Genomic DNA, 15,367 nt, shown 5'->3' with positions numbered 1-15,367 from the left:
CATGAACGCAAAAAAATTACTGGAAACTATCGTCAAGGCCGCAGATGACAAGCGTGCTGAAGACATCGTTGCATTAGACATGAACGAGATCAGCCTGTTGGCCGATTATTTCGTCATCATGAACGGGAATTCTGAACGTCAGGTCCAAGCGATCGTTGACGGGATCGAAGACGCCGTGATGGCAGCCGGCGGCAACCAGCCGCGTATCGAAGGCAAGAAGGGCTCACGCTGGATGCTGATGGACTTCAACGACGTCGTTGTGCATGTCTTCGTGCCAGAAGAACGTGCCTTTTATAACCTTGAGAAGCTCTGGTCTGACGCACCGTTAGTTGACGTGCAACAGTGGGTCACGGCCTAATGATTTACAGCTCATTCGCCCAAGTTTATGATACCTTGATGGACGACTCGCTGTATGCTCGCTGGCGTGATTACGTGACTGCGCGGCTGGCACCGCAAGGGCAAAAGTTGCTCGAGCTTGCTGGCGGCTCTGGTAGCCTGGCGATATTGCTGCAAGAAGCCGGGTTTGATGTGGCCTTGTTGGATCTGTCTGCAGAAATGCTGGCGCTGGCTGAACAAAAGCTAATCGCCGCAGACCGTAGCATGCCGCTGATGCAAGGTGACATGCGTGATCTTGCCGGGATCAACCCGGTGGCGGCGGTGACGTGCTTTGACGATTCACTGTGCTACATGCCAGACCTCGACGCCGTCAAAACTGTCTTCACCCAGGTGGCGGGGATCCTTGAATCCGGTGGCGATTTCTTCTTCGATGCGCATTCGCTACACCAAGTCGATGACGTGTTCCCAGGGTATATGTATAACTACCGCACCGAAGACTACGCGTTCATGTGGCAAAGCTACGCCGGCGACTTGCCGCACACGGTGGAGCACGATCTGACGTTTTTTGTCTATGACGAAAGCATCGACGCGTACCATCCGATGAATGAAACCCACCACGAGCGCACCTATGAACTGGCAGACGTTGTCGAGACGCTGAAGGCAGCCGGGTTTACTGACATCGACGTCAGTGCCGATTTTGGCACCAAAGCCGTCACACCTGACGCCACGCGCTGGTTCTTCCACGCCAAGAAGGCATAATATGCAAGCGGTGGGGATGATTGCGGAGTTCAATCCGCTACACAACGGCCATGTTCATGCGTTGGCGGAAGCACGCCGACTTAGTGGGGCCGACGTCGTGGTGGTGGCGCTCGCCGGCAACTACACGCAGCGCGGCGAGCCTGCGATCGTGGACAAATGGGCGCGTAGCCAGGCGGCCTTGGCAAGCGGGGCCGATCTCGTGATCGAACTGCCGGTTACCGACGCGGTGCAGGCCGCCCCTCAGTTTGCCACCGGCGGGGTGACCTTGCTGGCGGCACTGGGGGTGGACACGCTGGCGTTTGGAACCGAAGCGCCAGGCGTCGATTACGCGCAAGCCGCTCGCGAGCTGGCGGCGGCACCGCCAGCAGAAGATCATTTTCATGATTTCACGCAGACCTATGCGACTCAGCTGAACGCGTATTATCGCACGACGGTCGGGGTCGATCTCAGTGCCCCTAATTTGTTGTTGGGGATGAGCTACGCTCAAGCAAACCTGGCCCTCGGCGAACCCATGCGGCTTTTGCCGCTGGCACGCGTCGGCGCCGGGCACGACGACCATCAAGTGCAAGCGCAATTTGCCAGCGGCAGCCACATTCGCCAGGCGCTTAAAGCAGGCGACTCGGTGGCCGCGTTGGTCCCGCCGGCGACCCAAGCCGCCTTGGCGACGCCGCATTATTCGTGGCAGGCGTTTTATCCGTTGCTACGTTACCACCTGTTGACAGCAGACCTGGCCGCGTTGCGCCAGATCGATACCATGACAGAAGGGCTGGAGTTCCGCTTGACCCAGCAGATCGCAGCGTCCACTGACTTCACCACGTTCATGCACGCAATCAAATCGAAGCGCTACACGTATGCGCGGTTGCGCCGGTTGTGCCTGAGCGTGCTGTTGAACCTGACGCAAGCCGCCGTCCAAGCCGCCCACCAAGAGCGCTACTTGCAGGTGCTGGGATTCACGACTGCCGGGCGCGCGTATCTGCACGACGTCAAAAAACAAGTCGCCTTACCGCTGATCACCCGCGTTTCTGCGGCGATGTTGGCACCGGGAGGCTTGTTGTATTGGCAACAGCGCGCAGACAGCTTGATCGAAGGGATCAACGGTCGGGACCAAAACTACGGCCGGATTCCGCTCATGCTGCAATGAGCGCAGCATCTGTTTTAGAGTTGATTTTATAGAAAAGGGGTACTCATGCTTAAGTTTACAGCGGCCGAATTGGCCAAATACAAACACACGCCACTGCACGTTGACGAGACGCTTGATCTCAAAGCCGACTTGATGGCGCGCGATCCAGAAATCATCGACGTCAGCCCGATTCAGCTTGACGCCTATATCAGTGCCGACGACGGCGACTTTTTGCTGTCTGCACATCTCAAGGGGCAGCTGACTGTACCGTCGACTCGCAGCTTGACGCCGGTGACGTTGCCATTAGATTTTGATTTCAGCGAAATCTACATTCAAGACGATGCCAACCGTGAGAAGTACGAAGAAGGGGAGCTGGTTATCACCATGGTCGACGACGAGCTTGACTTGTTGAGCGCGGTCGCAGATCACGTGTTGCTGAGCATCCCGATGCAGATCCTAACGCCTGAAGAAGAAGCCGGCGGGACGATGCCAAGCGGCCAAGACTGGCAAGTGGTCTCAGAAGCCGATTTTAAAGCCAATCAAGAAGACCAACAAGCGGCGGATTCGCCTTTTGCCAAGTTACAGGGACTGTTTGACGACGATCCTGACAAAAAAGACTGAGACAACTTTTAATCTGGCGCTCATTCTGCTACCATGAAACGGTAACGATAACGCGTCTGTCCCAGCGACGGACGCTGTAGGAGGCAATTTAATGGACAAACCAACAATTGGCGTCATCGGGATGGCGGTCATGGGCAAGAACCTCGCCCTCAACATCGAAAGCCGCGGCTACACCGTCGCGATTTTCAACCGGACAGGGGCCAAGACGGAACAGGTCGCCAAAGATCACGCTGACAAGAAGCTCGTACCGAGCTACACGATCGAAGACTTCGTTGCATCGCTTGAAAAGCCGCGCCGGATCATCTTGATGGTCAAAGCTGGCGCCGGTACCGACGCTGTCATCTCACAGCTCGTGCCGCTACTCGACAAAGGCGATGTCTTGATCGATGGTGGGAACACCAACTTCCACGACACCCGTCGGCGGAACAAGGATCTCGCAGATTCCGGCATCAACTTCATCGGTATGGGTGTTTCTGGTGGTGAACTTGGCGCCTTGCAAGGGCCTTCATTGATGCCAGGCGGCCAGCGCGAAGCCTATGACCTGGTGGCACCGATCCTCGAACAGATCTCTGCCAAGGCAGAAGAAGACGGCGCGCCTTGTGTTTCCTACATCGGGCCTGACGGTGCCGGCCATTATGTCAAGATGGTGCATAACGGGATCGAATACGGCGATATGGAACTGATTGCTGAAGCCTACAATCTGTTGCGGAACTTCGTTGGCTTGGACATGCAAGAGATCGCCGACGTTTTCGCTGACTGGTCCAAGGGTGAATTGCATTCATACCTGATCGACATCACCGCCGAGATCTTGACCCGTAAGGATGACCTTGGTTCTGACAAGCCGATCGTCGATGTGATCTTAGACCGCGCCGGCAATAAGGGGACTGGTAAGTGGAGCACGCAATCCGCTGCCGAACTCGGGGTGCCACAGTCTGTCATCACTGAATCCTTGTACGCCCGCTACATCTCCGCGATGAAAGACGAACGTGTCGCGGCAAGCAAGGTCCTGCCAAAGCCGGTTGGCAACGTCAAGGTTGGCGACAAGAAAGAAGCCATCGAAACGATCCGGAAGGCGTTGTACTTCTCTAAGGTCATGAGTTATGCCCAAGGCTTCGAACAAATGCGTGTGGCTTCTGAGCATTACAACTGGGATCTCAACTACGGTCAGATCGCGTCGATTTGGCGCGCTGGTTGCATCATCCGCGCGGTATTCTTGCAAAACATTACCAGCGCCTATGAAAAAGATCCGGCGTTGAAGAACTTGTTGTTGGACGACTACTTCTTGAACATCGCCAAGAACTATCAAGAAGCTGTCCGTGACTTGGTAGGCTTAGCGGCTAAAGCCGGCGTGCCAGTACCAGGCTTCATGGCTGCAATTTCTTATTACGATTCTTATCGTTCAGAAGTCCTGCCAGCCAACATGATCCAAGCTCAACGGGATTACTTCGGTGCGCATACTTATGAACGTGCGGATCGTCCTGGGATCTTCCATTACACGTGGTATAAGGAACAGTAGGATTTTTCAATCAAATTCGGTTCTCACAGTCGATTACATCGGGCTGTGAGGGCCGTTTTTTGTTGAATGCAGTTCGAAATATTGGTATATACCAATTTAATGCATCCTTTTCTTTTTAAGGATTCTAATTAAATTGTTCTATACCAATTAGAAAACCCAGAATCTTCCTATTTGTTTACGCTTACTAATCTTAAGAACACCTGAGATAGTCAAGGATGACGAACTATGTTACAATGCAGGAAGCAACCTTTTGCATGAGAAAATCCCGCGGCGTCTTGCCGGTAAATGAGAATTTTGTCAGAGGCGAGCACAATGTGAAAATGACAAAGGAGTCCAAATCATGAGTCGAATTTTAATTATTGAAGATGAGAAAAACCTGGCGCGTTTCGTCGAGCTGGAGTTAAAGCACGAAGGTTACGAAACTGCCGTCCATTTTAACGGTCGTACCGGGCTGGAAGCAGCCTTGAGCGAAGACTGGGATGCGATCCTGCTTGACCTGATGCTTCCTGAGCTCAACGGGCTGGAAGTTTGCCGCCGAGTCCGTCAAAGCAAGAACACGCCGATCATCATGATGACCGCCCGCGATTCTGTGATCGACCGGGTTTCTGGTTTGGATCATGGGGCCGATGACTACATCGTTAAGCCGTTTGCGATCGAAGAATTGTTGGCCCGATTGCGCGCGTTGTTGCGCCGTATCAGTATCGAAGGCGAGCATAATGCCGCCAAGCAAACCACGCTGACTTATCGCGACCTTACGATCGAAAAAGAAAACCGGGTCGTTCGTCGTGGCGACGACATCATCGAGCTGACCAAGCGTGAATATGAACTGCTGTTGACGCTGATGGAAAACATCAACGTGGTTTTGGCGCGCGATGTCTTGTTGAGCAAGGTCTGGGGCTACAACTCCGACGTTGAAACCAACGTTGTCGATGTGTATGTCCGTTATATTCGTAACAAGATCGATCGCAGTGGCGAACCGAGTTATATCCAAACCGTGCGGGGAACCGGTTATGTCATGCGCTCGTAATGCCAGAGTCCGAGGTTAAACCTTCAAGACGTCTACCACTGGCTTTTAAGTGGACGGCGATTGTTGGCGTCGGCATTTTCGTCACGTTCATCGTCTTTTCGCTGATTTTGTATGGGGCGACAGGAAACATCCTGCAGAGTCAGGAGCGTAGCACGCTGAACGAGACGTTGAATGCGGTGGAACAGCGATTGTCCCCGATCGCTTCGAAGCTCACCGTCGAGAATGTCTCGCCTTTACTTGAAGTGAATGGCAACGATTATCAGACCAGCACAGGGACCGGTGTGACGTTGGTCGGGGGGAACTCTGATTCGGTATACGCCGATTCGATCATCCAAAAACTGTCCCGGACAGACATCAGCCTGGCCGTTTATAACAACAAGGGGCGTTTGCTTTATAGCAGCCGCAACCAAGATCAACCGCTGAAAAAAACGACGACCACGACCTACCGGAACGTGCGCGATCGCGATTTTAACGGCATGGTCGTCTCTGCGCCAATCGTCTCTAGTACCACCGGCAAGCATCTCGGTTATGTCCAGATCAGCGACCGGATGCAAGCCGTCCACGGCACCATGCGGCGGGTGTTCAACATGATCTTGCTGCTCAGTGGTATCGCGCTGTTGGTTTCGATGGTGATCGGCTTCTTCTTATCCAAGCGCTTCTTAAAACCGATCCGGATGATCACCGACACGATCAACGTGGTCAACGAAGAGCCGCAGTCTAGCGTCCGGATTCCGGAACTCAAGCAAAACGACGAGCTCAGTGATCTGGTCAACGAGTTCAACGGAATGTTGGATCGCATTCAGCGGTTCATCGATCAACAAGGCGATTTTGTCCAAGATGTCTCCCATGAACTGCGGACGCCAGTGGCGGTTTTGGAAGGGCATCTGCAGCTCTTGAACCGCTGGGGTAAAGACGATCCGGAAGTGCTCGACGAATCGTTGCGCGCTAGTCTGCAAGAGGTGATGCGGATGAAATCGCTGATTCAAGAGATGCTGGATCTGACCCGCGCAGACCAAGTCGATGTGCAGTTCCCTAATGCCGTCACCGAAGTCAGCCAGCTTGTCGAACAAGTTGTCAACGACTTCAAGATGATCCATCCAGACTTTGTCTTTATTCTGGACAAAGACTTGGAAGGTTCTGTGTTCGTGCATATGTACCGCAACCATCTCGAACAGGTCATGATCATCTTGCTCGATAATGCGGTCAAATACTCTTTGGAGCGCAAAGAGATCCATATTTCCGTAGGGACCAATACTGACGGCGTCGCCATCGCCGTTCAAGACTTTGGCGAAGGGCTGGCCAATGAAGACCGCGAACGTGTCTTCAATCGGTTCTACCGCGTGGATAAGGCCCGTAGTCGCGAAAAAGGTGGCAACGGCCTGGGCCTTTCGATCGCCCACCAGCTGGTCGAAGGCTACCACGGCTCGATCACCGTCGACTCCGCGCTAGGACACGGCTCCAGTTTCCGCATTGATCTGCCAACGATTACGAAGGAGCAAGCGGACCATTTCCGCGAGCAGGCAGAGGCGGCACCGATCGACGATCCCTTCAAGAATGATCCAGCTTAACGTTTAGACGAAATTGTGCGTCTATCGATGTCAAGATAACTGACATTGATAGACGCTTTTTTTGCGTTTTGGCGTTAACTTCAGCTAGAAACCGTTTTCTCGTCAGGCGCACAAATGAGAACTTTCATAGTCAATTCTTGACTTTTTATAAAAAAAGCGCGATATTAATCTCTATGTTAATGGCGTTAACAGTACATGCCATTGCAGGCGCGAATGATTCTTGTTTGCAATCATCAATGAAGGAGTTGACGAAGAAGTGATGAAGCGGGAATTCAAAACCATCGCGCAGCACAAAGGGTTGATGCTGGCGATGGTGGCGATTATCTTGATCCCATTTATTTACTCGTTTTGTTTTCTGACGAGTGCGTGGGATCCATACGGCAACACTGGGAAGATCCCGGTGGCGGTCGTCAATCTCGACCACCCTGCCACTTTATCGGGCAAAACCATCCAGGCAGGGGCAGACACCGTTTCGCAATTGCGAGACGATGACCAGCTCGAATGGCATTTTGTTTCCGCTCAAAAGGCGGCGGCTGGGCTCAAGAACAACAAGTATTATACGGTTGTCACGATTCCAAAGAATTTTTCTAAGGATGCGGCGACGGTACTTGATGCTCATCCCAAGCAGATGAAGCTAACATATGAGACAAACGGTTCGCTGAACTATGTCTCTGAAATCATCAGTCAAGTCGGCACCACAAAACTGAACGATGAGATCAAACAAAAGGTGACCACGGCCTTTGTTAATGAGCTGTTCAGCCAAATCGGTAAGATCGGTTCTGGCATGAAGACCGCGGCCAGCGGCTCGAAGACCTTGACCAAAGGCGTCGTCAAATATACCGACGGCGTCAGTCAGGTCGACGACGGGCTGACACAGATGCAACAACAGGTGCCAACCCTTGCCGATGGCGTGCAACAACTCGACGCCGGCGGTCATCAACTCAATGGCGGCCTGGGCACGCTGCATGCCAGCGTCCCAGCCTTAGCCAGTGGGGTGTCCCAGCTAGATGCTGGCGGCCATCAGCTCAACGGCGGCCTGGGCACACTGCATGCCAGCGTACCGGCTTTAGCCAGCGGCGTGTCCCAGCTTGATGCCGGCGGCCATCAGTTGAACACTGGCTTGAGCGTGCTGTATGGTAGCGTGCCGGCCTTGGCCAGTGGCGTTGTGCAACTAGACGCTGGCGGCCATCAATTGAATACCGGCCTGGGCACCCTGCAAGCTAGTGTGCCGGCCTTGGCCAGCGGTGTCGTGCAACTAGACGCTGGCGGCCATCAATTAAATACTGGCCTGGGCACCCTGCAAGCCAGCGTGCCGGCCTTGGCCAGCGGTGTGACGCAACTGGACGCCGGCGGCCATCAATTAAATACTGGCCTGGGCACCCTGCAAGCCAGCGTGCCAACGTTAGCCAGTGGCGTGACGCAGCTGGACGCGGGTGGTCATCAGCTGAATGGTGGGTTGGCCGAGCTTCAAGGCAAGGTACCAACGTTAGCCAGTGGCGTGACCAAACTCAATGATGGGATCATCCAATACACCGATGGTACTGATCAGGTTGCAAGTGGCCTCAGCGTTTTGTATGACAAGACTGTCACGAGCGGACAGATTCAAAAGCTCGCCAATGGCCTGTCAGAGGTCTATGGGAAGACAATCGCTAATGGCAATCTGAAAAAGCTTGCTGAAGGGCTACTCGAATTAAACACTAAGGCCCCGACACTTGCTGACGGTGTGGCTAAACTTAACGATGGGGTTGCGCAGTATACCGACGGGGCTGATCAATTGACCAGTGGCGTGAGTGTGCTTTATGGCAAGACTGTTGCTAACGGAAACTTGAAGAAACTTGCTGAAGGGTTGACCGAGCTTAATGGCAAAACCCCGACGCTTGCTAATGGCGTGACGCAGTTAAATGATGGTGTGAGTCAGTATGCCGACGGCGCCGATCAGTTAGCCAGCGGCATCAGTGTTCTTTACGGCAAGACAATCAATCATTCAAACAATGATCTCGTTGCGCTTGCGACCGGCCTTGACTCCTTGAATAGCAACGTGCCGGCATTATCGACTGGGGTAACGCAACTCGATGATGGTGCTTCGCAACTTCAAGACGGCGTGAATGCGCTATATAGTGGCGTGGTTTCCAACGACACCGGCGCGGAAACGCTCAGTTCAGGAATTACCAAGCTCAACGACGGGATCAAAGATCTCAAACTGTATACGTTGAGTGCACGAAACAATAATCCGAATTTGCCAGATGGCATTTCTCAATTGAGTACCAAGATGGACAAACTGCTAGGCGTCGTCCAGAAGCAAAACACGTTGATGAGTTCCGCGTTTATGCAAGTTGATATGGGCTTGAGTCCAAGCACGTTTGGTGTCACCGCTGAACAACTTGGATTACCAGCAGGCTCTAAGGCTTATCCGCTTTATCACTATGAGAAGGCCTCAGGTGCCGCTAAAGCGACTGCAAACACCGATTTGACGGCTCTGGAAACGGCAATCAATGCGACAACCGATGCGACGCAAAAGAAGACTTTGCAAGATGCATTGAGCAAATTCAAGACGTCTTATAATGCGGAAGAAACGGCAGACGCCGCCCAGTATTCAACGGCCAAGGGTTATCTCAGTTATGTGAAGACTTCCCTCACGGATAAAGGCACTGACAGTGACGGGGATCCAACAGGGTTGATTAACGCGATTCAGACTTTCAGCACCAAGCTGAAGACGCTCAACACAGAACTGAACGATCCTGACGCCAGCGGGCACGCGTCATACACGGATGCGGTCAACCAGCTGAGCGATGGTCTTGCACAGCTGAACGATAAGGTGAATGTTGCCAAAACGTCGAGCAATGTGGCGGATCTCAGCTTGGTTCAAGGTATCACCAAGTTGAAGGATGGCGTCAGCCAGCTTAAAGACGGCACCACCCAACTGAACTCGAAGGTTCCTGAGCTTTCTTCAGGGGTCAGCCAGCTCTACAACGGTTCCAAGTCGATCTATAACGGCACCACAGACCCAACCGGTGTCGACCAAAGTAACTATACCTTGACGCAAGCCTTGACGGCGCTGAATCAAGGCGGCAGTCAGCTGAGTGCCAACTCGGCCAAGCTGAAGTCTGGCGCTGCCGAGCTGAATGCCAATGTACCAACTTTGGTCAGTGGCGTTAACCAGCTGAACGAAGGTGGTAAGCAGTTGTACAACGGCACCGCGGATCCAACCGGTGTCTCGCAAGATAACTATACGCTTGCCCAAGCGCTGACGGCGTTGAACGAAGGTGGTACCAAGCTGAGTGCCAATTCTCCTGCTTTGAAGTCTGGGGCAGCAGAATTGAACGCCAGCGTGCCAGCTTTGGTCAGCGGTGTTAGCCAGCTGAACGATGGTGCCAAGCAACTATATAACGGGACTGCAGATCCAACCGGTGTTTCCGAATCGGATTACACCCTTGCTCAGGCGTTGACCGCATTCAATGACGGCGCCAAGCAACTTTACAATGGGACGACAGATCCGACCGGCGTTTCGCAAAACGATTACACGCTCGTCCAAGCATTGACTGCCTTGAACAATGGTGGCAAGCAATTGACAGCCAGCTCACCAGTATTACGAGATGGTTCTGTGCAATTGGTCGCAGCAATTCCAACCTTGAGTTCTGGTGTTGGTCAGCTGTACACAGGTTCCACGCAACTTGCTAATGGTTTAGATGAACTGAACGACAAGGTGCCTGCACTTAGTTCAGGTGTCAACCAGCTATATGTTGGTTCCGGTACCCTTGCTAACGGTCTTGATGAACTGAACGACAAGGTACCTGCACTCAGTTCAGGTGTCAACCAGTTATATGTTGGTTCCGCCACCCTTGCTAACGGTCTTGATGAACTGAACGGCAAAGTGCCTGCACTTAGTTCTGGCGTCAACCAGCTATATGCTGGTTCCGGCACGCTCGCTAATGGGCTGGATCAGTTGAACAGCAAAGTGCCAGCGTTGAGTTCTGGCGTCAGCCAGCTATATGTTGGCTCCGGCACGCTCACCAACGGTTTAGATCAGCTGAACAGCAAGGTGCCAACCTTGAGTTCAGGTGTCAACCAGCTTTATACAGGTTCTGGCACGCTTGCCAACGGGCTTGATCAGCTGAACAGCAAGGTGCCAGCCTTGAGCTCTGGTGTCAACCAACTCTATACAGGTTCTGGCACGCTTGCCAACGGTTTGGATCAGTTGAACAGCCAAGTTCCGACCCTGACGAGCGGTGTCAAGCAGCTCAAAGACGGGACCAGCCAGTTGACGGCTAACAACAAGCAGTTGACTAGCGGCTCCAAGAAACTGTCTGACGGGCTCGCTGATGGCTATCAACAAGTGGCAAGCACGCACTTGACGAAGCTGACGGCCAAGATGTTTGCAGCACCATCGCAGACGGTTCAAAAGAAATACACCTCCGTGAAGAACTACGGCGCGGCCTTGGCACCATACGTGCTGGCGCTGGCGATGTTCATCGCCATCATCATCTTCAACTTCGCTTATCCAATGAAGCGTGAAGACGATGACGACCGGACCTTGATGCAGTTCCTCGGCGGTAAAGTTGCCGTGGGTACGATCGTTGCGTTAGCTGCCGGGTTTGTCGAAGCCACTTTGATCTTAGTTGTTGGCTTGCCAGTTGCCCATATTGTCGGGTTCTACGCGATGACGATGTTGTTTGCCTTGGCGGCGATGTATCTCACCCAGATGCTGACGCTTGCGTTCAACCGGGTCGGGATCTTCATTGCCCTGGGTCTGTTGACCCTGAGTGGTTCCGGCGGGTTGTTCCCAGCCCAAACCATCAGTCCGCTTTATGAAGCAACCCAGAAGTTCCTGCCGATGACTTATGCCATTAATGGTTATCGTGATGCGATTTCCGGCGGGATCGCTGGGGGTACCGTGGTGACAAGCGTGATCGTCTTGCTGGTCATTGCCTTGTTGAGCCTCGTGCTCATGATCCCGGCAACCCGGCTTCAAGGGACCTGGAATCACGATTCTGAGCAGACAAAGTAAGCTGAATGAGGAAGCCTGAACGACGAGTGTTCCCACTCGTCGCTCGGGCTTTTTTGATGACGTAATTATGAGGACAGGATAAGGGTCGATGTGGTACGCTAGAGATAATTAGGAGGATGATGTCATGGCCGAACCTGAATTGTTAGAAGCGTATATCGAAGTCTATTTCCAAGCGTTCAAGTATGTGGGTGAGTTGATCTCAGAGCCCATGAAAGCAGATGGTATTTCGTTTGAGCAATTTCTGATCATGCGTGATCTTGCCGCCGGGCATCAGCTAGGATTGTCAGAAATCGCAAAGAAGCGTGGCGTCACGCGCGCCGCGATCTCTCGGCAGATCAAGACCTTGTTGGACAAAGATACGATCGTCCAAGAGCGTGACGAAGCAGACCGCAGACGCCTTTATCTACGGTTGACGCCCCACGGTGAAGAAGTGACCGCGCGCGTGAACAAAGTCATCTCCAAGCGCTTTAACGACTGGGTCGATGCGCTAGGGGAACACGACGCCATGGAACTGTTGCGGATCATGCGCCGTGTCGGGAACACGATCATCGCCCCGGATAAGGATTAAACGCGTCGATTCCGGGAACTTTTTCACGGAATTATTAAAAACCCGTTGACAAAAGATGAGAAAGAGCTTATCTTATTCACAACAAAACAAATTCGTCCATAAACCGTTGAGATGGAGATCAAGATCGTTGTGCACGCACAGAGAGCGGCCGTTGCTGGGAATGCCGTGGAACGCAGGCGATTAAATGGACCATCGAGGGATACCCCAAACGCTTCGGCCAGTCAGGGTATACGTCAGGCATACGTCAGTTGCCGGGAGGGTGATAGCCCTTCGCTGAGTGGGGGTATTTTCTTTAAGATACCCAATTAAGGTGGCACCGCGGAAATTATCCGTCCTTAAACAGTCGTAACTGTTTATGGGCGGATTTTTTGTATTCTGGATAAAGGTGGTACTAATTATGAACAAACGATGGCGACTCCTAATTAATTGCTGATCTCGAAAACGACAATTCCTGAGGAGGAAATACTCATGTTAAACGAAACAATCAACCACTTAGTCCAACATAACGATCTGTCTTTTGACGAAACCAAGGCAGCACACAACGAACTCTTGCACGGCGAAGTCGATCCAAGCTTGATCGCCAGCTACCTGACCGCGATGGCAGAAAAAGGCGCCACCGCCACCGAAATTGCCGGTGCCGCTGACTCGATGCGGGCCAACGCCACGAAGTTTGATCCCGAAGAGCCAGTGCTGGAAGTCGTTGGTACCGGTGGTGACCACGCCAACACCTTCAACATTTCCACGACCTCGATGTTTGTCATTGCCGCAGCCGGCGCACCGATCGCCAAACATGGCAACCGGGCCGCTTCTTCCAAGTCCGGCGCCGCCGATGTGTTGGAAGCCCTCGGCTACAACATCAACGCGTCGGTCGCCGCTTCAGAACAACTGTTGCACAAATACAACGCCTGCTTCTTGTTCGCACAAAAGTATCACGCCGCAATGCGCTTCGTCGGCCCGACCCGCAAGTTGCTTGGCTTCCCGACCATCTTCAATCTGATCGGCCCGCTGGCCAATCCGGCCAAGCCAACATATCAGCTTCTCGGCGTTTACCGTGAAGACTTGATGCAACCGATGGCCGACGCCTTGATCCAACTGGGCGTCAAGCGCGGCATGGTCGTTCACGGCCAAGACGGACTCGATGAAGTCACCGTCACCGGCAAGACCGATGCCTTGGTCATCACCGACGGCCAGATCACCGCCCGCAAGATCGATCCTGCAGATTACGGCATCACCTATGCCGACAAAGACGAGCTGGTCGGTGGGACTCCGGCTGAAAACGCCCAGATCACCCGCGACATTTTGAACGGCGTCGCCGGCCCGAAAGCCGACGCCGTCTTGCTCAACGCAGGGGTGGCGTTGTTTATCGCCGCTAAGGCTGACACCATCACGGCCGGTGTTGAATTAGCCCGGCAAACCATTGCCAGCGGCAAGGCCGCCAAGCTCCTCAACGACCTGATCGCAGCTTCTACCGTTGAGGTGAGTGCATGATTTTAGACAAGCTCACACAAGCGACCGCCAAGCGTCTGGTGCGCGAAAAAGCGCAGAAGTCCTTGGCAGTCGTCAAGGCAGAAGCCGTGGCCAATACGGTGAGCAAGCCCAGCTTCATCGATGCGCTCGACGATCACTTTGGCATCATCGCTGAAGTCAAAAAAGCATCGCCTTCTAAAGGCCTGATCGCAAAAGATTTTCCATATGAGGCCATCGCGGCGGATTATACTGCTGCCGGCGTCGACGCGATCAGTGTATTGACCGAGCCGGATTATTTTCAAGGCGACCTGAAGTATTTACAGGCGATCGCAGCCGAATCCAGCAAGCCGGTGTTGCGCAAAGACTTTGTGATCGACGAATACATGCTGTATCAGGCCAAGGCGGCCGGCGCCAGCATCGTGTTGTTGATCGTCGCGATCTTGACCGATCAGCAGCTTCGTGACTATTATCGTCTGGCGACAGCACTGGGGTTAGATGCCTTGGTGGAATGTCACGACGAAGAAGAGATTCAGCGCGCATTGGCCATCAAGCCGCGCTTGATCGGTATCAATAACCGCAACCTCAAAGACTTTACCGTCGACATCGGCACCAGCGAGCGCCTGCGCAAGCAAATTCCAGCAGACATCAAGGTCTTGGCGGAATCTGGGATCACCCAGGCCGGGCAACTGGCCGAGTTACAAGCTGCCGGCATCAACGGCGTGCTGATCGGCGAAACCTTCATGCGCGCAGCTGATCGCCAGGCAATCATTCAAGAATATAAGGCGGTGGTTCAATGACTCAGGTCAAAGTGTGTGGCGCAACCAGCCTTCAAGATATCGCCATCATCAATCGCGAACATCCGGATTATGCCGGCTTCGTTTTGGCAGCTGGGCGTCATCACGTTGACGATGAGCAATTGACCAAGATGGTCGCAAAACTCGACCCAACGATCTGCAAAGTTGCAGTCGTGGTCGAACCCGATATCCGCCATCTCATCCGGCTTCATCAAGCGGAACTGATCGATGTGGTCCAGTTGCATCGCGTCAGTCCCAAGAAAACGATCGTCGCCTTGCAACAGGCAGGGTTGATGGTGATTGCGCGTGTCGATCCAACGGCTCCCAAAACAGTCGCCGATATCGCCTTGCTCGATGCCGGCGACGGGTCAGGGAACACATTACCCTGGACGCAGCTCCCACCGGTCGAACAACCCTTGATGTTGGCAGGGGGCCTCGACGGCGCTAATGTTCAACAAGCGATCGCTGCCGTGCATCCGCAAATCGTTGATGCTTCCAGCCGCTTAGAAACCGATCATCATAAAGACGCCGCGAAGGTTCATGCATTCGTCTCCGCGGTCCGCAATCTGAAAGAGGAGATTTAAAT

The 15,367-nt window shown here is 53.4% G+C and carries 12 protein-coding genes; all 12 read left to right on the top strand.

Annotated elements, in window-relative coordinates; translation table 11 throughout:
- The first annotated feature begins 1 nt into the window (after position 1).
- On the top strand, positions 2 to 358 hold the full coding sequence (gene rsfS / locus ACYVRB_RS00725) for a ribosome silencing factor (RefSeq protein WP_461212924.1): 357 nt from the start codon (positions 2 to 4) through the stop codon (positions 356 to 358).
- Positions 358 to 1,095 (top strand): class I SAM-dependent DNA methyltransferase, encoded by a 738-nt coding sequence (locus ACYVRB_RS00720; RefSeq protein WP_461212922.1) that lies wholly within the window; start codon positions 358 to 360, stop codon positions 1,093 to 1,095. Before rsfS ends, ACYVRB_RS00720 begins: the two co-directional genes overlap by 1 nt.
- A 1-nt stretch (position 1,096) precedes the next feature.
- On the top strand, positions 1,097 to 2,236 hold the full coding sequence (locus tag ACYVRB_RS00715; protein WP_461212921.1) for a nucleotidyltransferase: 1,140 nt from the start codon (positions 1,097 to 1,099) through the stop codon (positions 2,234 to 2,236).
- 45 nt (positions 2,237 to 2,281) lie between these two features.
- Entirely contained in the window at positions 2,282 to 2,836 is a 555-nt protein-coding gene (locus tag ACYVRB_RS00710) for a YceD family protein (RefSeq protein ID WP_461212920.1), read from the top strand.
- 91 nt (positions 2,837 to 2,927) lie between these two features.
- A complete protein-coding gene (gene gndA / locus ACYVRB_RS00705) occupies positions 2,928 to 4,352 on the top strand; it encodes an NADP-dependent phosphogluconate dehydrogenase (protein WP_461212919.1) in 1,425 nt (474 codons plus the stop codon).
- A gap of 340 nt (positions 4,353 to 4,692) precedes the next feature.
- On the top strand, positions 4,693 to 5,379 hold the full coding sequence (locus ACYVRB_RS00700; RefSeq protein ID WP_461212918.1) for a response regulator transcription factor: 687 nt from the start codon (positions 4,693 to 4,695) through the stop codon (positions 5,377 to 5,379).
- Positions 5,379 to 6,947, top strand: coding sequence for a HAMP domain-containing sensor histidine kinase (locus ACYVRB_RS00695; RefSeq protein ID WP_461212916.1), 1,569 nt, complete (start codon positions 5,379 to 5,381; stop codon positions 6,945 to 6,947). The genes ACYVRB_RS00700 and ACYVRB_RS00695 overlap by 1 nt, the downstream gene beginning before the upstream one ends.
- Positions 6,948 to 7,167: 220 nt before the next feature.
- Entirely contained in the window at positions 7,168 to 11,952 is a 4,785-nt protein-coding gene (locus ACYVRB_RS00690) for a YhgE/Pip family protein (RefSeq protein ID WP_461212915.1), read from the top strand.
- A 124-nt stretch (positions 11,953 to 12,076) separates the two neighbouring features.
- Complete coding sequence (locus ACYVRB_RS00685; protein WP_461212913.1) at positions 12,077 to 12,520, top strand: MarR family winged helix-turn-helix transcriptional regulator; 444 nt, start codon at positions 12,077 to 12,079, stop codon at positions 12,518 to 12,520.
- 468 nt (positions 12,521 to 12,988) lie between these two features.
- Positions 12,989 to 14,008 (top strand): anthranilate phosphoribosyltransferase, encoded by a 1,020-nt coding sequence (trpD, locus tag ACYVRB_RS00680; protein WP_461212912.1) that lies wholly within the window; start codon positions 12,989 to 12,991, stop codon positions 14,006 to 14,008.
- Positions 14,005 to 14,784: an indole-3-glycerol phosphate synthase TrpC gene (trpC, locus tag ACYVRB_RS00675; RefSeq protein WP_461212910.1), complete on the top strand. Its 780-nt coding sequence runs from the start codon at positions 14,005 to 14,007 to the stop codon at positions 14,782 to 14,784. Before trpD ends, trpC begins: the two co-directional genes overlap by 4 nt.
- The gene (locus ACYVRB_RS00670) at positions 14,781 to 15,365 is read left to right on the top strand and encodes a phosphoribosylanthranilate isomerase (protein WP_461212908.1); all 585 of its coding nucleotides are present in this window, start codon (positions 14,781 to 14,783) and stop codon (positions 15,363 to 15,365) included. Before trpC ends, ACYVRB_RS00670 begins: the two co-directional genes overlap by 4 nt.
- Positions 15,366 to 15,367 lie beyond the last annotated feature (2 nt).

The organism is Lacticaseibacillus boliensis (assembly GCF_054784775.1).
Note: the sequence above shows the minus strand (reverse complement) of the source record. Positions and strands in the feature narration are given on the sequence as shown.